Annotated in this window: 18 protein-coding genes and 1 tRNA gene; 15 read left to right on the top strand and 4 right to left on the bottom strand. The window is 51.7% G+C overall.

Features of this window, described 5'->3' with window-relative positions; genetic code table 11:
* The first annotated feature begins 70 nt into the window (after nt 1–70).
* From ACJJIO_RS08925 to ACJJIO_RS08970, 10 genes are all read left to right on the top strand, one after another.
* Nucleotides 71–370 carry a hypothetical protein gene (locus ACJJIO_RS08925; RefSeq protein ID WP_444887518.1) on the top strand — a complete coding sequence of 100 codons (300 nt, stop codon included), beginning with the start codon at nt 71–73 and terminating at the stop codon, nt 368–370.
* 89 nt (nt 371–459) lie between these two features.
* On the top strand, nt 460–2,595 hold the full coding sequence (locus ACJJIO_RS08930; protein WP_444910782.1) for a TonB-dependent receptor: 2,136 nt from the start codon (nt 460–462) through the stop codon (nt 2,593–2,595).
* A 176-nt stretch (nt 2,596–2,771) separates the two neighbouring features.
* On the top strand, nt 2,772–4,940 hold the full coding sequence (locus ACJJIO_RS08935) for an AsmA family protein (protein ID WP_444899529.1): 2,169 nt from the start codon (nt 2,772–2,774) through the stop codon (nt 4,938–4,940).
* Between the two features lie 361 nt (nt 4,941–5,301).
* Nucleotides 5,302–5,829 (top strand): hypothetical protein, encoded by a 528-nt coding sequence (locus ACJJIO_RS08940; protein WP_252083777.1) that lies wholly within the window; start codon nt 5,302–5,304, stop codon nt 5,827–5,829.
* Between the two features lie 572 nt (nt 5,830–6,401).
* A complete protein-coding gene (gene mutY, locus ACJJIO_RS08945) occupies nt 6,402–7,487 on the top strand; it encodes an A/G-specific adenine glycosylase (protein WP_444910783.1) in 1,086 nt (361 codons plus the stop codon).
* Nucleotides 7,488–7,502: 15 nt separating this feature from the next.
* On the top strand, nt 7,503–7,778 hold the full coding sequence (locus tag ACJJIO_RS08950) for an oxidative damage protection protein (RefSeq protein ID WP_152455703.1): 276 nt from the start codon (nt 7,503–7,505) through the stop codon (nt 7,776–7,778).
* Nucleotides 7,779–7,903: 125 nt separating this feature from the next.
* Nucleotides 7,904–7,979: transfer RNA gene (locus ACJJIO_RS08955), tRNA-Phe, on the top strand.
* Between the two features lie 570 nt (nt 7,980–8,549).
* A complete protein-coding gene (locus tag ACJJIO_RS08960) occupies nt 8,550–9,020 on the top strand; it encodes a hypothetical protein (RefSeq protein ID WP_444910784.1) in 471 nt (156 codons plus the stop codon).
* Entirely contained in the window at nt 9,017–10,003 is a 987-nt protein-coding gene (locus ACJJIO_RS08965; RefSeq protein ID WP_444910785.1) for a histone deacetylase family protein, read from the top strand. Before ACJJIO_RS08960 ends, ACJJIO_RS08965 begins: the two co-directional genes overlap by 4 nt.
* Nucleotides 9,978–10,625, top strand: coding sequence for a hypothetical protein (locus ACJJIO_RS08970; protein ID WP_444910786.1), 648 nt, complete (start codon nt 9,978–9,980; stop codon nt 10,623–10,625). The genes ACJJIO_RS08965 and ACJJIO_RS08970 overlap by 26 nt, the downstream gene beginning before the upstream one ends.
* Nucleotides 10,626–10,713: 88 nt before the next feature.
* Here the strand turns inward: ACJJIO_RS08970 and ACJJIO_RS08975 are convergent, their stop codons facing one another.
* Nucleotides 10,714–10,953: a hypothetical protein gene (locus ACJJIO_RS08975; RefSeq protein WP_444910787.1), complete on the bottom strand. Its 240-nt coding sequence runs from the start codon at nt 10,951–10,953 to the stop codon at nt 10,714–10,716.
* A 29-nt stretch (nt 10,954–10,982) separates the two neighbouring features.
* Complete coding sequence (locus ACJJIO_RS08980; RefSeq protein ID WP_444910788.1) at nt 10,983–11,210, bottom strand: hypothetical protein; 228 nt, start codon at nt 11,208–11,210, stop codon at nt 10,983–10,985.
* Between the two features lie 384 nt (nt 11,211–11,594).
* Between ACJJIO_RS08980 and ACJJIO_RS08985 the strand changes: the two genes are divergently transcribed.
* The 3 genes from ACJJIO_RS08985 (at nt 11,595) to ACJJIO_RS08995 (ending at nt 13,886) form a co-directional block, all read left to right on the top strand.
* Nucleotides 11,595–12,110 (top strand): hypothetical protein, encoded by a 516-nt coding sequence (locus ACJJIO_RS08985; protein WP_444910789.1) that lies wholly within the window; start codon nt 11,595–11,597, stop codon nt 12,108–12,110.
* Between the two features lie 655 nt (nt 12,111–12,765).
* Complete coding sequence (locus ACJJIO_RS08990; protein ID WP_444883142.1) at nt 12,766–13,191, top strand: acyl-CoA thioesterase; 426 nt, start codon at nt 12,766–12,768, stop codon at nt 13,189–13,191.
* 260 nt (nt 13,192–13,451) lie between these two features.
* On the top strand, nt 13,452–13,886 hold the full coding sequence (locus tag ACJJIO_RS08995; RefSeq protein ID WP_444910790.1) for a DUF1810 domain-containing protein: 435 nt from the start codon (nt 13,452–13,454) through the stop codon (nt 13,884–13,886).
* Between the two features lie 30 nt (nt 13,887–13,916).
* Here ACJJIO_RS08995 and ACJJIO_RS09000 read toward each other — a convergent pair whose 3' ends face one another.
* Nucleotides 13,917–15,254 (bottom strand): dicarboxylate/amino acid:cation symporter, encoded by a 1,338-nt coding sequence (locus ACJJIO_RS09000; protein WP_444887529.1) that lies wholly within the window; start codon nt 15,252–15,254, stop codon nt 13,917–13,919.
* A 282-nt stretch (nt 15,255–15,536) separates the two neighbouring features.
* The gene (locus tag ACJJIO_RS09005) at nt 15,537–16,490 is read right to left on the bottom strand and encodes a LysR family transcriptional regulator (protein WP_444910791.1); all 954 of its coding nucleotides are present in this window, start codon (nt 16,488–16,490) and stop codon (nt 15,537–15,539) included.
* A gap of 79 nt (nt 16,491–16,569) precedes the next feature.
* On the opposite strand from ACJJIO_RS09005, the gene ACJJIO_RS09010 reads away from it, so the two are divergent.
* Nucleotides 16,570–17,496, top strand: coding sequence for a CmcJ/NvfI family oxidoreductase (locus tag ACJJIO_RS09010; RefSeq protein WP_444910792.1), 927 nt, complete (start codon nt 16,570–16,572; stop codon nt 17,494–17,496).
* 27 nt (nt 17,497–17,523) lie between these two features.
* Nucleotides 17,524–18,852: an aldehyde dehydrogenase family protein gene (locus ACJJIO_RS09015; RefSeq protein WP_444910793.1), complete on the top strand. Its 1,329-nt coding sequence runs from the start codon at nt 17,524–17,526 to the stop codon at nt 18,850–18,852.
* Nucleotides 18,853–18,861 lie beyond the last annotated feature (9 nt).

Genomic DNA, 18,861 nt, shown 5'->3' on the forward strand with positions numbered 1-18,861 from the left:
AAGATGAATGATGCCCTCTGTGGTTCGCTAGTGTCAGATGAAACTTGATTCGTAACCGTAAGCACCTATCATGCGCGGTATGGTTACCTTAAAGCGCCGAAAATCCCATTACTGGGCCAGCCTGTTCCTGCTACTTGCATTAGTAGCAGCTCAGCCGCTGTGGGCGGAGCACTTCCATCTTGGTAACAGCCAGGTGGAACTGTGTGACCTGTGCTGCATGCATTCACCCGCAGCACTCGGCAGCGAGCCACTGCTCGTTCAGGCTGAGCCCCAAAGTCACTACAACCGGCCCTCTGCGCTAGCAGCGCGCGATCGCCAGCCGGAGCGCCAGAGCGCGCGCGCCCCTCCCCTGTCCCTGTCTCTCAGCTAACCCTAAAAAAACCAACAATTTATTTTTGTGGATGCCCGCGCCTGTGCGCGTACGGCAGCATCCGCCTGTGACAGGACATAAAAAAACAAATGATCAAGTTCAATACTCTGGCCCTGGCCATTGCCAGCCTGGCTGCGCCCACTATTTACGCCGCTGAATACAACTCGCCCTTGGAAGAGGTCAACGTTACCGTATCGCCGCTGGATAAACCCGCCGATGCTGTGGCGGCACCAGTTTCTATTCTCTCCGGCGACGCACTGCGCAAATCAGCAGCCGCAACCCTGGGCCAGACTTTGCAAGACCAGCCCGGCGTCGCCAATGCCTCCTTCGGCAGCGGCGTCGGCCTGCCGGTTATCCGCGGCCAAAGCGCCAACCGGGTAAAAATACTCAGTGACAACCTGGATGTATCCGACGCCTCCAATACCAGCGCCGATCATGCCGCCAGCATCGAACCCCTACTGGCCGAGCGCATTGAGATACTGCGCGGCCCCGCCGCCCTGCGTTACGGCAGTGGCGCCGTGGGCGGTGTGGTGAATATTACCGACGGACGCATTCCCACCGCCGTGCCCGAGAAAATGGAAGGCGCGGTAGAGCTGCGCCACAACAGCGCCGACAATCAGGATGCCTCGGTATTTCGCTTCACCGGTGGCGCCGGGCAGCTGGCCTGGTATGTGGACGGTGTCTACCGGGAAAATGACAATACCGAAATCCCGGGCCTCGCTATCGTTGAGCACGGTGAACATGAAGAACACCATGATCATGAAGAGCACGCCGGCGAAGAAGGCGAACACGAAGAGGCCTTCAATACCGATGGCTTCGTGGGCAACACCAATGCCCGCGCCCACAGCTATAGCGGTGGCGTTTCCTGGATCACCGACAGCGGCTTTATCGGTTTCTCCGTAAACCGACTGGAAAACAATTACGGCATCCCCCTGGGCACCCATGAGCATCACCATGACGATGAGGACCATGCGGGTGAAGACCACGATGATCACGACCATGATGAACACGAGGAGCACGCCGAGGCCGGTGAGATCGATGCGGTACGTATCGACCTGGTGCAAACCCGCTATGACCTGAAAGGTGAGCACCGCTTCGACGGCGATTACTGGGACAAACTGAGCCTGCGCATCGGCTACAACGATTATGAGCATGTGGAGCTGGATGCCGGTAATCCGGGCACCCGCTTCACCAACGAGGCCTGGGAGAGCCGGGTTGAAATAACCCACGATGCCGGCAACGGCTGGCGCGGGGCCTACGGCCTGCAATTGACCGACAAAGACTTTGCCGCAGTGGGTGGCCACGCCTTTATCCAGCCTTCGCGCTCCCGCAGCGCTGGCTTTTTCACCATGAAAGAGCGCGAGTGGGGTAACTGGCACCTGGATCTGGGCGCCCGCCTGGAGCGAGTGGATATAGATCCGGAAACCGCCAGCGACCGCGATTACAACCTGATCGGCGCCAGCGCGACGCTGCAGTACTTCCTCGCCGAGCACCAGCATATCAGTTTCGGCGCTACCCACTCCGAGCGCGCGCCCGTGGCCGAGGAGCTGTTTGCCGACGGAGCGCACCTGGCAGAATCCCGCTACCTCTTGGGCAACAACCAGCTGGATAAAGAGAACGGCGTTAACCTGGAACTGGGTTATCACCACCACAACGAAGCCGCCAACGGCTGGCACGCTGCGCGTATTGAGGCCAGTGTGTTCTACAACCAGATCGGTGACTATATCTACGCGCAAAACACCGGCGGTGAGGAAGAGGAATTACCGGTCTATGCCTATGCCAACCGCGATGCAACTTTCTACGGTGCCGAGGCCTCGGTGACCTTCCCCTTACAGGGAGGCCACTATGTCACCTTGTTTGGCGATATGGTGCGTGCCAGCTTCGATGATGCCATCGCCGGCGAAAGCTCCGATGTACCACGTATGCCGCCGCTGCGTATGGGCCTGGCCCTGGGGGCCGAGTACGATCAGTGGGGCTGGGAGTGGCGCACCGTACAGACGGCGGACCAGGACCGCGCCGGTGCCTATGAGGAGCCCACCGATGGCTACACTCGCATGGATCTGAGCGCCGAGTACAACCTCAATATCGGCGGCAGCGACGCGGTGCTCTTCGCCAGCGCCCGCAACCTGCTCGACGAAGAAATCCGCAATTCCACCTCTCTGCTGCGCGACTATGCCCCGGCTCCAGGCCGCAGTATCGAAGCCGGCGTGCGGTTTATTTTCTAAGCCACAACTGCTTCAATGGCTCCGCGGCGCACCCAGCTCCGCGGGGCTGCATCTCCTACACTTCCCGGATAGGCTCTCGGTGAACACCTGTGGGAACATCAACCCCCACCGCGGCGTCTGAAGTATTAATACACGCTCGACGTACCTTCTAAAAAAACACAGGGACAATCCACTCCATGGCCTGGATCAAGCGCACATTTATCGCTCTATTGGTCGTTTTCCTGCTACTCGCCGGCGCTGTCGCCTGGCTGCTGGCCGGCCTCGACATCAATCAATACAAGCCGCAACTGGAAAAACTCGCCGCCAAACAGGGCATTTCCCTGCAACTCCAGGGCGATATCGGTTGGCAGCTGTGGCCCAAATTGGGGCTGCAATTAGATGATGTCACCATGGCGCCATTGCAGCTGCCGAAAGAGACCCTGGTGCGCGCCGACAAAATCGCCGTGGGTGTGGCCCTCAAGCCACTGCTGCAGCGCCGCGTGGAAGCCGAGGAAATCGTGCTAGTGGCACCGCAGATCGAACTCTCCGTGGACAAAGAGGGGCGCGGTAATTGGGAGCTGATCAGTGAGGCTCTGGAGGCAAAGAAAAAACAGCCACCCAAGCTGGAGATTCCCAAGGAAACGCAAGAGCCTGCCGCGCAACAGGTTGAGCTCAGCCTGGATAAACTGCGTATTGAAAAAGGCCTGCTCTCTTACAGTGACGCCCGCAGCGGCAAGGCCTACAAGGTTGAAAACTTGAGCATAACCGCCGACAACTTGGTGCCCGGCGGCGAGCCTGGGCGACTCAACGCCGATGCCAGCGTGACAGGCAGCGACTTACGTTACCCGCTCAAACTCAAAATGGATAGCACCCTGGCCCTGGATGAAGGCCTCAACGGCCTGCGCCTGCAACCTCTGCAGCTGGTGCTCACCTCCGACAACAACGCCAAAGCCACGATGCACCTGCGCGGCTATGTCCGCCGCGACAACGGCAACCAGCCCTGGCGCGTGCAGATGAATCTAAACGCCAGCGCCGATCCCCTGCGCCCCTGGCTGGAGCTGACCGGCAGTGAAATAGTGACCCGCGATAGCGCCGCACTGCAAAAGCTGAGTATCGAAGCCAGCATCGAAGGCACCGAACAAAAGATCAACCTGACCCCTCTGCAACTGCAACTCGACGGCACCACCTTTAATGGCAACGCCCAGCTGCGCAATGCGGAGATGCCGGGGTTAGATCTGAGTCTGCGCGGCGGCGCTTTCAATCTGGACAACTACTTGCCACCCACCGATGAAACAAGCGCTAAGCCGGACGAAAAAACCAGTGGAGAGTCAACAACCAAGGCGCCCTCTACTGAGGCCACCGCACAGAGTGTGGAGTCTACCCAGACCCCAACTTCCGCGGAGACCCTGAGCGCCCAACAGACGGAAAAGAAAGCCACCACCAAAGCCGGTACCCAACAGGTATCCGCCGAGCCCCTACCTCTGAGCGATCTGCGTGGCTTTAACGCCAATATCAACCTGGCCCTGGACCAGTTACAGGCCGCCGGCCTACAGCTGGACAGCCCCGAAATTCTACTCACCGTGGATAACGGTCTCTACCAGCTGCAAAAACTCAGCGCCGACCTCTACGGCGGCCAGCTCAATAGCAACGGCCAGTTCAATGCTCGCGCCCAGACCGCAGAGGGACAGGTGCGCGGCGGCCTTGTCGGTGTAGATATCGGCAAGGTCCAGAAGGCACTGTTCCCCAATGAAAAAGTGCAGGTGGCCGGCGAAGCCAGTGTCAACTGGGACGGGCAGACCAAGGGCAAGACCTCCACAGATCTGCAGCAGAACCTGCGCGCCGCCGTCAATGTGTCCAGTAAAGAGCTGTCCATAGCGCCCTTCAACCTGGAGAAGAGCATGTGCCAGCTGTTCAGCTACGCCGAGAATACTCCACTGCCAGAGAGAAACTGGCCCGCCCAGACTGACCTACAAGATGTGCGCGCCACAATCGCGGTGAAAGGGGATGAAGTGAAAGTGACCGAAATTCTCGCCGGCATCGAGAATATCGCCATGACCGGCGATGGCGAGGTGGACCTGAAGAAGCAGGACTTCGACTTCGCCCTCGGCCTCGCTCTAGTGGGTGAGAGCACCTCCGCGGATGGCTGCACCGTAAAAAACAAACGCTGGCGCAACCGCCCGCTGCCACTGCGCTGCAAAGGCGACTTCGACGATGTGGGTCCAACAACCTGTAAACCCGACAGCCGCCGCCTCGACGACTTGGTGCGCGAAGAGCTGAAATACAAAGCCAAGAAAAAATATGGCGATAAGGTGGAAGAAAAAGTCGACGAACTAAAAGAAAAACTTAAAAATCTTTTCGGCCGTTAATGTAAGCCGCACCGGGTTTCGCCCGGTGCGTAACCCCGCCCCCAATATTGCACGCTATTCCATCTCCGAATCCTCTCCATAGCGCCAAAGCCACTAGAGAAATACCGCGCTAAATTGCAGCAACCAATAACCGCGAAGCGCATAGAGTGTGAATAAACCATTAAAGGACGGGGTTAGTGCGATCTACTTAACGCGGCCCCTAGCCAGTGCCGGGAGCTGTCATCAGGTGCTTCTACATCACCCCGGCCATCTTTTACTTTTATTTATATTTTTTCCCATTGCGCGACAATTTCCTTATTACTTGCACTTTCTTTTTCCAAGATCAGTACAAGCTTGATCGGCCATATAAAGGGAATAACAAATGCCATTAATGCAACGAGCGCAAGACAATAAATCCAAACAGGTGATCACCAAGCTGGTTACTAGCGCTGCGAAAAACACACCTGCAGAGGAGGCCTGGGGTAACCACCACGTGAACTGCTATGCCTGGGCCGCAAACTGCGAGAAGCCCCACAAGGGCAAGCCAGACCCTGGCTCCAACTCCGGCTATGTCGCGGGCTTGGATAATGACCGCCTGATTGAGGGCGCCAAACGCGATGGGATGGCCTATGTAGCCAACGCCCCAGCAAACAATCCCCCGCCTTTCACCAAGGGTTATTACTGTGTTGCCCTGTATAAGTCCACAACCGATCACCACTGGTACCGACGGGACCCGGAAACCGGCTACTGGACGCACAAACCAGGCGCTCACGGAGTGAAAAACTACGGGCCCGGTTTTGTGATTCTGCCCAAGCAGCTGGAGACGGCAAACCATAACTATGGTATGGCTGCCACAAATTATCACTTTGTCGGCTATTTCTATGTGCCGGAAGAGGGTATTCAGGTCTAATCGCTAAGCGAAGATCGTCACGGTGCTGCTCAGCCTGAGCTAGACCTGAACTAGATAAGATGGGCAGCAAAGCCTGCCCTCACCGAATTTTCACCAGAGCGGTCCACCCAGTGTCCGCAACGCTAGTGGAAGCTCCCCCAGGCTATTCGCAGCCGGCGGGGGGTCTAGCAGAGACAATTTCTGCTTCGGGCAGATAGTAATCTCCACCGCTCAAATTCCAACTGATCAATGCTGATCTGATAGCGCGTTTACCCCTCCATTGGCCACACAGGCGGTATCCCTCTCTTTATAATCCGCTGGCGCATCGACCCGCTGCCACGGCGCCGCAAGGCTGACTTTGAAGATATAGATACGGCAACACCCGGCATAAGTCGCTTTGAAGACCCTGTGCACAAAAGAGCTTCAATACAACACCAAGAAAAAATATGGCGATTGGGTAGAAGAAAAGGTCGACGAATTGAGAGAAACCATGAAAAATCTCTTCAGCCGCTAAGGCTCAAAGCAAAGTGCACCAAGGTTAGCCCGCGCACAGCCCAAGGTTTCCATCACAAACATCAGCCCGCAGTATCTCCATGACCCCAAAGCAGTTCCAAAACGCCGTTCTCAAATGGTTCGACAAACACGGGCGCAAGGACCTGCCCTGGCAGCAGAATATCAATCCCTATCGCGTGTGGGTTTCCGAGATCATGCTGCAGCAGACCCAGGTCAGCGCGGTGATCCCCTACTTCGAGCGCTTTATGCAGAGCTTTCCCACCCTGGAGATCCTCGCCAACGCGCCGTTGGATAAGGTGCTGGCTCACTGGAGCGGCCTCGGTTATTACGCCCGCGCGCGCAATTTACATAGATGTGCACAGACGGTGTTGCAGGAACACGGTGGGGAATTTCCACAGGATGTAGAAGCGCTCACTGAACTGAGCGGCATTGGCCGCTCCACCGCAGGCGCTATCGCCAGTATCAGCATGGGACTCAGAGCACCGATTCTGGATGGCAACGTAAAACGGGTACTGGCGCGCTTCCACGCCGTGGAAGGCTGGCCGGGGCAGAGTGCCGTGGCCAATCAATTGTGGGAGCTGGCCGAGACCTACACCCCGGACAAACGCGTTAACGATTACACCCAGGTGATGATGGATCTGGGTGCCACCCTGTGCACCCGCAGCAAACCCCGCTGTGAAGAGTGCCCGTTAAAGAAATCCTGTGTGGCCCACGCCCAAGGCAATCCGCAGGATTACCCCGGCAAAAAACCGCGCAAGGAAAAACCGGTGCGCAGCGCCACCCTGTTACTGCTGGAATACCAGGGCGAAATTTATCTAGAGCAGCGCCCCGCCAGCGGCATCTGGGGCGGCCTCTGGTGCCCTCCCCAAGCAGAAGATGCCAAGGCTTGGCTCAAACAACAGCGTTGGCGCGCCAGTGAAATACAAACGCTGCCGCTGCTGCGCCACACCTTTACTCACTTCCACCTGGATATTACCCCGCTGTGGGTACAGCTCGACAAAGTCTCCACCCAGGTGGCGGAGAGCGGCGCCGGCTGGTATAAACTGCGGCAACTAAACCGCGCCCGCGCGGCCCAGGAACTGGGGCTACCCGCCCCGATCGTAAAGCTGGCAAAACAACTATTGGCGCTGCAGGCACCCCTGCTCGCCCCAACTACGGCCGACTAGAACCAGGAGGAGTCCATGTCCAGAACCGTATTCTGCCGCAAGTACCAAGAGGAATTGGAAGGCCTGGACGCACCGCCCTTCCCCGGCCCTAAGGGCGTCGATATCTTCGAGCATGTTTCCAAAAAAGCCTGGCAGGAGTGGATGTCGCACCAAACCATGCTAATCAACGAAAAGCACCTCAACATGATGGAACCCTCCAGCCGCGCCTACCTGAGCGAGCAGATGATGAAGTTCCTGAGCGGTGAAGAGTACGACGCAGCCGACGGCTACGTACCCCCGGAACAGCAGTAAACGGGCCCCGCAAAGCCTCCCCGCAAAAGAAAAAAAACTTTTTACAATCAAGGGGTTGACTCAGCCCCGCGATAAGGCTTTAATACGCGCCTCGCGACGCAGGGGAAGCCCAGCAAGATCGCAAAGCCCGGATAGCTCAGTCGGTAGAGCAGGGGATTGAAAATCCCCGTGTCGGTGGTTCGATTCCGCCTCCGGGCACCATATTAAAACCCGCGCAAGCACTCGCTTTCGCGGGTTTTTTATTATCTCTACCATGTTCCAATAAACGCTGAAAATCACTAAAGTGTCCACATAGAAATTTTTTGGCCCAGAGCCGTTCCCCCCGGTGGGCACAATTGCCCCGCTTCAGCTTTAGTGAACCCCGGCTTCAAAAGTGTTCCAAAGTGTTCATTCTGTGAAATCCTGGCTAGCTCTTAAGCCCGCACCAGCTCACGACCTCATCCCACATTCAATTTCATCAACTAAAAGAGTGCCCAAAATCGGCAGGCGTGGGGAGGAGTGACCGGCAGCAATTTTTGCTGATCAAAAAACAACCTGCGACTTCTTCCAGCTCAGCAATTGCGCTTTTTTAAAGGTGTTTAATTCTGAAAAGCCTTCGTGGTAGCTTTAAAAAGATGACACAAGCTTGTGAACATATTTGAAATCTTGGCACAGTTAACCAATTGTATATACACGGGTATCTGTAACCGCTTTAATTAAATATCTTTCAATAAAAATGCTTTGTGCTAACAAGGAAATGAAAAAGTAACATTTGGTGTAAAGGAGACCATTTTGTTAAAAGTTCACGTTTGGCCCCCACACGGTAATATGGTAGGACACACCTCATTATCGTTCGGAAATAACTACGTTAGTTTCTGGCCAGAAGATGAAGCAGGGAAAAAAGATTTAAAAATTAAAACAAGCCAGCCCGGTCATTTTATGGCTGCGCTGCAAGAAGATATAGTCGCAGAAGGAAATCGCCAACCTATCACTGTAACTATTTTAAAATTTAATGAAGAAAAGCTATCACGTTTTATTGCAGATCTAAGGTCAAATATTCCCAGATATCAAATTGCTCGTTACAACTGTTCGAATGTAGTTTCAGAGTGCCTAAAAGTTGCCTGTAACACTCCCCCCAGCTTTCATCCTAGCGCACATGACTACAGCAAGTTTGGAAAGGTTCTTGGTCGAGGCATATGGACTCCAAATGAAGTTTTAAGATATGCAAGAGAGCTCTCAGCATATGGAAAAGAATTCGCATGAATGTCATCTACAGTAAACATTACAATATAAATCTTGGCTTATTGAACTACCTACACCCGTTTGATGGAAATAAGTTCCAAAAGATTCACCAGCAACTAAAGGGCAATAAAGAGATAGATTTTTTAGAGCCGGAATCTCCCGTCAGCATGGAGGTTATCGACAATTTTCTATCAAGCATCATGAGACATAGAGTGCGCAATAAAAATGGAATTTTTCAAGCACTTGAGATCCCTAGAATCCCTCTGGTTAGCTTCTCACTATTAGATAAAAAAATCCTTTCTCCTATGCGCTGGGGAGTAGCGGGGACTATCCTTGGAGCAAAATCCGCCCTTGAAAATGGTGGCATCTACTGGAACCTATCCGGTGGATACCATCACGCTATGCAGCAGAACATGGAAGGATTCTGCATCTATAACGACATAGGTATTTGTCATCAACAATTGATAAATAGCGGACTACTCAAACCCGAAGAAAAAATATTAATAATCGATACAGACGCTCATCACGGTAACGGAAATGCTTACACGTTTATGGATAATGAAAGTGTAACGCTTTTAGATGTTTATAATACTGGTATTTACCCTACATCGAGTTATACACGTGATCGTGTAGATATTTCTGTTCCTCTGATGCCAGGCACAGAGGGCCAGGAATATTTGAAACGATATAGAGAAGCAATAAAAAATTTAGATGATGACTACAAAATAGCTTTTGTAGTTGCCGGCACAGATCCCCTTATCAATGACAAACTTGGGGGGCTTTGCTTAACTATCGAGGATATAGCAGAGAGAGAAAGATCAACGGTTAATGCTCTTAGCGAGCGCGCTATACCCACCGTTATACTAGGTGGTGGTGGATACTCGAAAGCCAGCTCAAAAGCAGTCGTCGCGGCGATTCAGAGCTGTACAGATTTAGATAGAGAAGTCTCAGCAAGGAAATCGGAAAGAAAACAGCACTATGAGCAACGAAATCTTCAATTCTGAATCGACAACAAAAGATGAAAAAAACCCTAAAAAAGGGTGGAACCCAATGGTAACCATAGGGATGGTGGTAGGGTTTTTAGCTGGTGCACCTGGAGCAATTCTCGGAATGCTCGCCCTATATGACAAATCTAGGTTAGAACCGTTAAGAGAAGAAAATATCCGATTAAAGGCGAAAATTGAAGCTGTAGAAAAAGACATTAGAACCTCAGATACATACTTAAACTTAAAAAAAGACCTATCCATTACCTATGCAGAAGCTGAGCTTTTTGAAAACCGGCTTAATATTTGCCTGTCAGAAAAAGGAGATATGAATGGCTTAGACTATAAAATAAAATCCATTGAAAGAGATCTGGAATATTGCAGGACATCAAAAAATAAAGCTCTATCCGAAAAGAATAAAACTATTACCATTCTGACAGAAAGAGCCGACATTTTGAGAATGATATCCACCTTACAAGAAGCTCAAGCAGAAATTGATAGTGAAATTAACGCAATTGGAACTACAGCCTACGGAGAACTGACGGGGAGGGGTGAAATTTTAGAGAGGAGGCTTAATGATAAGAAAAAAATGATACAAGAGCAAATAACAGCACTAGTTGAAGCACTAAAAGCAAAAGTTTAGAAGCCATCTCTACAACTCTTACACTCACGAAATAATATAATTAGTAACAAAGTGCCTGTCAAAACAGGCACCGCACTACTTAGGATAATCATACCCTCTCCACCAATACCCCTCCCCATTTAATCGAGTACTCTGTATAGGTCTCGGTCACAATATCCAAAATTTGCAACCAAGAATAAAACTCGGCTTTCTTAGATTTCGCAATCTCTTCTGCCAGCTCCATTGCCGCCTCTTCAGTAGGCGCGGAACCCCTAAAGCTCTTTGCGCCACCATTCATCAGGTGGACTCTCTCAGCAAAAATTGCGTATCTGATTATATTCTTTCCCATAAAAAACATCCTTTAACACAATAAAAAACTTAGGCCCTTATTGGCTTAAGTTGAGACTCCAAACTATCCGCGCAGCTTTTGTTGCCGTTGATTGCCGCATCCTGGTCAGGTTTTTTCCATTGCGAAGTGAGTGTGCCGGCCAGGGCCGACACTACGCCGATTAAATCTTCTAATACCTTCAGCACATTTAAAAATTCACTGCTTAGCCAGACCTCGCCGCCGTCTTTTACTTTGATAGCTTGGCGGACCTTGGCCAATGATTCGTGAATATTCCCTATTTGCCCTTTTAGGTAACGGTCTGCTTAGTGATTGGGGTCACTTGAGCCTATCAGATTTAAATTTTCCGGCGCCGAAAAATTGAAACCGCCGCCTAACAACAGGCCTAAAGACCCATAAACCTCAAAAAAAGCTTCACTAGAATATTTACAAAGGCAACTTAACCGCCAAAGCCCCAACCTAAAAATAAGAAACCTCTCTCTAAAACTAGTAGTTATCTCTCTAAAATAATTAGATAACCGCCCAGCAAGATTCCACAGAAAATTCACGACTAATATTTCAATACAGGAACCACTCATTCTCATTTGGTTTTGTCGTTATTGATTTACAGATATTGTGTGATCTAATGTGAAAGGGAGTTCACAATGAGAATTGTTACAGCAAATTTTCTGGCACCCATAGTAGTTACCGGATTAGCCATTGGCTTTACTCCATCCGCGCTATCCCAAGCCACAGATAGTGCAACCAGTTTGATAACCCTCCAATTTGATACAACTATCACAATAGATAATGTTGATCCAGTCACTATTTCAAACCCCACACCGGGAAATGACGCAATAGCCGACGACAGGTTTTGTGTTGCCGGAAATGGTTTTTCACTTTATGGCATAACCTTTGAAAATGATGGTGCTGACCCTACATATAGCTTAATTGGATCTGACGGTACTTCAATTAGTTACGATGTGGTCTACCAGAATGATGGTGCACTTCCTGAACCGGCCCCAGCTGGACAAGCCATCACCAACAATGTCCTTCAAGCGTCCAACTGCGCGGATGATAACGCCACTTTTGTTATTATTATCCCCGAAAATCAGTGGGAGCCCAATCAGGCATCGGCCCCCTTTTCTGGAACACTACGAATTACCGTTGAAGCCGAATAAAGCAGCAAAAATAATTTAGAAAATCAATCATGATGCACTGGATATTAACTCCTGTGCATCATGTAAGTGAGACCTCCCACTAAAATAATATTTAAAAACTCTCACCTGCCTAAAAGGCTACTACTTTCAAAGCAGCCATAAATTGTAAATCTGAAATTAAAAAACCATTCAGCCCTATAACAAAGATACAAAACTATAAAGATTACATGTCCACTACATACAAGAGCCATTTATAATTTACCACACGACCATTAAACGCCTGCGAAAAAGAAGTCACTTTCTTTGACTTCACATTCTCTCCTGGATATTCCATGGAATACTAACGAGCTTGGCGGTGTTCGTTGTCACAGGGAGACTGTATTTCGGCGGCCTCAATAATACGGCGTAGTGATTTCTTGCGAACATTCCCATGGGTTTCCCGGCTCCAGTTTGCGGAAGCGGCTCAGCAAGTAACTATTTGATGCCAACTATTTTTTGCTGGCACTTACTACTAATCAACCGCCGCAACGTAGGAGTAAGCAGAAAAGACAAAAGTAATATTGATGTTTTCTTGCAGTCTTGCATTAACTTAAGAATATAAAATATAACCCTACTCACAGCCTCGACGGCCCATTACAATTAACCGCTTTACTGTTTTGATTTAAGTGTAATGACAATGAGTGAAGCCCCCCGTAACCTTCTACATCAGGAAACCTTAGCTGTACGCTGGGGTGATATGGACGCCTTAGGGCATATCAACAACGCTACCTACTTCACCTACTTTGAGCAGTGCCGCTGCAGCTGGTTAGCGGCTATTAAACGCTCCGGCGCGGTAAGCAGTAATCAAGGAGATGGCCCAGTACTACTCAATGCTTCGGCCAATTTTCATTTACCTTTGGTATTTCCAGCCAACATTACTGTTAGTATGTATGGCGGCACTCCTGGGCGTAGTAGCTTTAATAGCTATTACGAGATCAGAGATGCGGATAACACCGATAAACTCTACACCACCGGTGAAGCTAAGATTGTTTGGGTAGACCAACAGGCTGGGAAATCCATGCCGGTACCTGATGATATACGGGCTTTATTGCCCACCGCTTAAATTGGATTTCTTCATTCAAAAAGACGGTTAACCCCGTCTTTCAAATAACTGACCCTGAAAAATTTTACCGTTAAACAGGGCGTAATAGACAAGGGTTTGATCACCACGAGTACACATGTCAAAAAAGCAACTGCTTAGAGGGTAAGTACTACCACTTTACTACTCCTGCCAGAACATGGCCGCTATAACCTCGCGCATGAATATTCATGCTACGCTTTTCTTTCTGTAAAACATCAATGACCTTTTACGGGAAAATGTTTATGAGTGATTATTTTGACCTGGAGCGGTTCTGCCAGGCACAAAACGACTCTTATGCACAGGCCTTGCAGGAGTTGCGGCAGGGGCACAAACGCAGCCATTGGATTTGGTATATTTTTCCGCAGCTCAAGGGACTGGGACACAGTGCTACTTCACAACGATATGGAGTGACAGGTCTAGAGGAGGCGCATGCTTACCTGAAACATCCACAGCTTGGGCCGCGATTGCGGGAGTGTTGTCAGGAGTTATTAAACCTGCAAGATCTCAGCGCCCTGGAAATATTCGGTAGTCTTGATGCGATCAAGGTCAGATCCAGTATGACCCTGTTCGCCCTTGCTGCGGGTGGCGCTGATAATCTATTTATGCAGGTTTTAGAGAAATATTATGAGGGCAAACAGGACCCCCGTACCCTGGAGATCCTGCAAAGCTTCCATTAACCTCTAGCCCCAAACCTCCCGAAAAAACACTTAAGCAGTTTGGGTTTCAGGTTCTTCCAGACTGTCGCTGCCCAGTAGTTTATCCATCACCAGACAGGCGGTGAGATCGCCCGTGACGTTTACGGCGGTCCTGCACATATCGAGTATGCGGTCCACACCGAGAATCAGTGCAATACCCTCTGGTGGGACACCTATCCCAGCCAGGATACTGGCGAGAATCACTATCCCCACGCCCGGTGTACTTGGGGAACCGATTGAAGCGCCCACAGTAGTTACGGTAAGTCCCACCAGTTGTGCCGTGCTGAGGTCAATGCCATAAACCTGGGTGAGAAAAATCGCCGCAATTACCTGATAGAGGGCAGTGCCGTCCATATTCACCGTAGCGCCAAGAGGCACAATAAATTTGGCTATAGAAGGTTTCACTCCCAGGGAAGTCTCGGCAGTGCGCATTGAAAGCGGCATTACGGCCGCGGAGCTGGAAGTGGAAAAGGCCAGTAGCTGTACGCCGCTGATGCGCTGCAGGAAGCTCAGAGGCCGCATTGGCGTGGCCAGTGCGACAATCAACAGATAAAACAGCAGTAGAATCAGTAGCCCCAGAATAACCGTGCCTACATAGACAGACATCCCCACGATTGCGGTTAAGCCCACGCGAATGGCAATATCCGCCAATAATCCGAATACCGCCAGCGGCGCGAACAGCATGGCCCAACCGACTATTTTCAGGGCGATTTCCTGCACTATGCCGAAGGCATAGACTGCAGTTTCACGCTGCTTTTGCGGCAGTAACATCACTGCCACTCCGGTGAAAATCGCGTAGACCACCAGCTGCAGCATATTGCGCATGGCGATGCTCTGATTCAGATTGGCCGGAATCAGTTCGGCGATTCGCTCCGGTAGCGGCTTGGATTCCAGCATCTGTGGCGGTGGGCTGCCGGGTAATTCAGTAGCCGCTGTGAGCAGGGCTTCATCGATATAGTTACCCGGTTGAATAAATTGGGCCAGGACTATACCGATAATCACCGCTACTGTGGTGGTGGCAATAAAATAGGGCGCTATACGCAGGCCAACCCGCTTGAGCTGGGATACATTTCCACTGCCACAGAGCCCGAGGATAATGGAGGAGACCACCAGTGGAATCACCACCATTTGGATCATATTCAGAAATAGGGCACCGGGCAGTTTGAACCAGCTGGCCAATATTACGCTGAGATTCTCATCGACCAGCCCAGCCCCTTCCGGCGACAGCAACAGGCCAATACCGAGCCCCAGCACCATAGCCAACAGGATTTGCATCCACAGCCGGGTGCGCATCAACAGCCCCAGGGATTCCACCATCCTGAACAGGTAAACATTGGAACCATAATTCATACGAGAATTACCAGATTCAAATTCATTAACTCGGCACCCAAAAGGAAAGCCACCAGTATCCTGCAACTCTAGAGTAAAACTCTTTAGTCAGATCAAGTGAGGGCGATCACGCAATCCCAGGCAATGATTGGTAAGAGCGGTTGCAGAAAGATGACACCGTGCGTCCCTAGTGGAAAAGGGCAAGGGGTAGATCGTTCACCACTCTAAAAATACTACGGCCTGATTACCCACATTCAACACCAATGCTTTATCTAATAGCGAGGCCGCTACTCTTGCGCGTTGTTACTGATGATCCGTCGCTGGAGCAAATTGCTGCGCCAATAACTCCCTGATCCATTTATGCAGCGGGTCCTGCCCGCTGCGACTGTGCCAGGCGGCGATCACATCGAAACCGGGGGGCTGGTCGGCAATCGGCAGGGTACTCAGGCGCTCATCGGGCAACAGGCGCGACGGCAGAAAAGCCACGGTATTGGTGGAGGCGATACATTCGGCTGCAGCGGCGAAAGAGGGAACCGACAACACCACATTGCGCTGCAGGCCAAACTCTTCGAACCAGGTATCGGCCATGCCACGCAGTTCTCCGCGGGAGGGAGACACCACCAATTGCGGTAGCGCCGCCAACTGTGCCAATGCCAGAGTCTCTCCTGTTAACTGGCCGGGTATTTTTGCATGCCGGCAGCACACGCAAACATAGTGCTCTCGATACAGCAGCATTGTCGGGCAGTTGTCCGGCACAAAACCGGGTGTACTGAAGACCAAATCTACCTCGCCGGTTTGCAGCTGCTGCGCCATGCGGTCGATTTCCAGCTTGAGCACAACCACTTTGAGACCCGGGGCCTGTTCACGCAGTTTTTTCAGCAGACCCGGCAATACCACTCGCTGTTCAAAGTCAGTGGCACTGATAGTAAAAATACCGGTGTACTCGGCCGGCAGAAATTCGTGCCCACGCAACAGTGAGGCAATTTCGTTTAACACGCTATCGATCCTCGGTGCCAGCCGTTCTGCCAGGGGAGTGGCTACCACTCCATTGCTGGTCCGAATAAATAAGCGATCGCCAAAGATCTCCCGCAATCGCTTGAGCTGTTCACTCACGGTCTGCTGAGTCACACCGAGCTGGCCGGCCACCCGGGATAAATTTAACTCCCGCAGAATTGCCTGCAGCAACCGCAGTTGCTTTAGTTCCAGCCGGTCCAGGCGATCGTCTCTGTTGCCCCTAGTCACACCTGTATCACTCACAGTCGTTACTTGATTTTCATTGTATCTGCTCCAGCCTAGCATTGCCGATATATAGACCCCCATAAGTGAGGAACCCACTATGTCAGGCGCGACTCTGCAACCATCGACACCGGGCTTAATGCGGGCAAGTATCAACTACGCGGACCCCAGCGCGGAGCTGGTCTACGATCAGCGCCATACAGGCCCCGGCCCCGCTAGCCTGATCGATCAGGTAATCCCCCACCTGGTGACAGTTCATGACGGCAGGCAACTGCAGGCTGCGGGGGAGACCTTCCGTTTGGACGAACAGGGGTTTGAGCTGGTAGAGCCCAGCCTCGATATCGACCTGCACCTGCTGGATGGCACTTTAAAAGCGCTGGATAGCAACAAGCCTTCAGCCAATAGCACAGTGCTTTCGCCAGAATCCCGAGACACCTTGATCCGTACTCAATGGTATCCGGCGATTGAGCGATGGCTGGCTGCTTATTTGGGCGCGGACCAGGTTGTAACCTTCGATCACACGCTGCGCGCTCAGACTAAAGCAGACGCCATCGCTGAGCAGAGCCGCAGTCGCCGCGCCCCAGTAAAAATCGCGCACAACGATTACACGCCCTGGTCTGCCCAGCGCCAGCTCAAGCAGACGCTACCGGAATACGGCTTAAATCCGGACGAATATCCCCGGTTTAAGTTTGTGAACTTGTGGCTGCCGCTGCTGCATCGGGTTGAAGAGTCCCCCCTGGCTATGGCGGACCTGCGCAGTGTGGAAGCAGCGGATTTCCACAAAATGCGCCTGATTTATCCAGAACGGGAGGGGCAAATTTCTGTCATCAGCTCCAACCCTCAACACCGCTGGGTTTGGTTTAGTGATATGCGCCCCGGCGAAGGGTTGCTACTGCGGGTTTTTGATAGCGAACACAGCGATGTGATTACCGGCAGCCCCCATAGCGCCTTCGACTTACCGGAAAGCGAAAATGTCCCCCGGCGTACCAGCCTGGAAATTCGTACTATCGCGTTGTTTAAACATTAAATAAATTGAAATATCGATCAAAACTCCATGAATAAAACCCTGAACTCAATAGATCCTTTAAATAACGAAGTTGTCGGCAGTGTCGCTATTTGTTATGAAGACGATTTAAAAAAATTGCTGCAACAGGCCAAGCAGGCACAGGTTGAGTGGGGCAAAAAATCCATTCAGCAGCGTGTACAGCTTGTACAACAAGCCTATAAGCAGCTTGAACCCATACAGGCGAAATTGGCAAAACTGATCAGCCGTGAAATGGGCAAAGATGCGCGGCGGGCCAGCTACGAGGCAGGTGGCGCCATTCACAGTGGCCCCTGGTTGGCCGGAGATTCCGGTGAGGCCCTGCGCAGCCATCGCCAGGGTAACAGTGAAATTCAATATCGTCCGTTGGGCGTGGTCGCGGTTATTTCTCCTTGGAATTATCCCCTGGCGATGGCCAATAACCTGATCGTGCCGGCACTGATTGCCGGTAACAGCGTGATTTTAAAACCCTCCGAAGAAACACCTCTGGTTGCAGACCTACTGGTAAAAACCCTGAACCAGTCGCTGCCCAGCGGAGTATTACAGATTGCCCATGGAGATGGAAAAACCGGAGAAGCCCTGGTGAAAACGGACATCAATATGGTTGCTTTCACCGGCTCCCGTGCAACCGGCCAGGCCATCATGGCCAATGCCGCTCCCAAATTAAAACGCCTGATCATGGAGTTGGGCGGCAATGATCCCATGTTGGTTTTGGCCAGCGCCGATATTCACCGCGCGGCACAATTCGCCGTGGCTTCCAGCTTTGAAAATGCCGGACAAATGTGTACTTCAACCGAGCGTGTTTATGTGGACGAGCATATTGCGGACCAGTTTGAGCGAGCGGTGGTTGCCATTGCAAAAAATTATCGCACCGGTGGTTGGCCAGAAGGGGATGTCGATATAGGTCCACTGGTCAATCCCCGTCAGCATCAAAAAGTAGTTCAGCATATTCATGACGCCATAGAGAAGGGCGCAACGCTTTTGCTGGGAGAAAAATCCCCCGAGCTTCCTTTTATTCCTCCCACGGTCATCAGAGGTATCAAACCGGGTATGCAACTTGAGGACGAGGAAACTTTTGGCCCGGTAGTCGCAATAGACCGATTCAGCACCATTGAAGAGGGGATTCACAGAGCCAACGACTCTGTATACGGCTTGGGGGCCGTGGTATTTGGCAAAGCGGATGCCCAGGAAGTCGCGAATCAACTACAGGCAGGCATGATTGGTATTAACCAGGGGGCCGGTGGAACACCATGGGTAGGTGCCAAACAGAGTGGCTTTGGCTACCACGGCGGGGCTGAGGGACACCGACAATTTGCCCAGCTCACCCTTATTAATCATTAATTAAAAAAT

This window comes from Microbulbifer mixtoriginis (SeqCode), from assembly GCF_052467235.1.

Excerpts from the sequence above, each read along its gene's own strand:
- ACJJIO_RS08925 (WP_444887518.1), top strand. The coding sequence starts at position 71 with ATGCGCGGTATGGTTACCTTAAAGCGCCGAAAATCCCATTACTGGGCC.
- ACJJIO_RS08930 (WP_444910782.1), top strand. The coding sequence starts at position 460 with ATGATCAAGTTCAATACTCTGGCCCTGGCCATTGCCAGCCTGGCTGCG.
- ACJJIO_RS08935 (WP_444899529.1), top strand. The coding sequence starts at position 2,772 with ATGGCCTGGATCAAGCGCACATTTATCGCTCTATTGGTCGTTTTCCTG.
- ACJJIO_RS08940 (WP_252083777.1), top strand. The coding sequence starts at position 5,302 with ATGCCATTAATGCAACGAGCGCAAGACAATAAATCCAAACAGGTGATC.
- mutY (WP_444910783.1), top strand. The coding sequence starts at position 6,402 with ATGACCCCAAAGCAGTTCCAAAACGCCGTTCTCAAATGGTTCGACAAA.
- ACJJIO_RS08950 (WP_152455703.1), top strand. The coding sequence starts at position 7,503 with ATGTCCAGAACCGTATTCTGCCGCAAGTACCAAGAGGAATTGGAAGGC.
- ACJJIO_RS08965 (WP_444910785.1), top strand. The coding sequence starts at position 9,017 with ATGAATGTCATCTACAGTAAACATTACAATATAAATCTTGGCTTATTG.
- ACJJIO_RS08970 (WP_444910786.1), top strand. The coding sequence starts at position 9,978 with ATGAGCAACGAAATCTTCAATTCTGAATCGACAACAAAAGATGAAAAA.
- ACJJIO_RS08975 (WP_444910787.1), bottom strand. The coding sequence starts at position 10,953 with ATGGGAAAGAATATAATCAGATACGCAATTTTTGCTGAGAGAGTCCAC.
- ACJJIO_RS08985 (WP_444910789.1), top strand. The coding sequence starts at position 11,595 with ATGAGAATTGTTACAGCAAATTTTCTGGCACCCATAGTAGTTACCGGA.
- ACJJIO_RS08990 (WP_444883142.1), top strand. The coding sequence starts at position 12,766 with ATGAGTGAAGCCCCCCGTAACCTTCTACATCAGGAAACCTTAGCTGTA.
- ACJJIO_RS08995 (WP_444910790.1), top strand. The coding sequence starts at position 13,452 with ATGAGTGATTATTTTGACCTGGAGCGGTTCTGCCAGGCACAAAACGAC.
- ACJJIO_RS09000 (WP_444887529.1), bottom strand. The coding sequence starts at position 15,254 with ATGAATTATGGTTCCAATGTTTACCTGTTCAGGATGGTGGAATCCCTG.
- ACJJIO_RS09010 (WP_444910792.1), top strand. The coding sequence starts at position 16,570 with ATGTCAGGCGCGACTCTGCAACCATCGACACCGGGCTTAATGCGGGCA.
- ACJJIO_RS09015 (WP_444910793.1), top strand. The coding sequence starts at position 17,524 with ATGAATAAAACCCTGAACTCAATAGATCCTTTAAATAACGAAGTTGTC.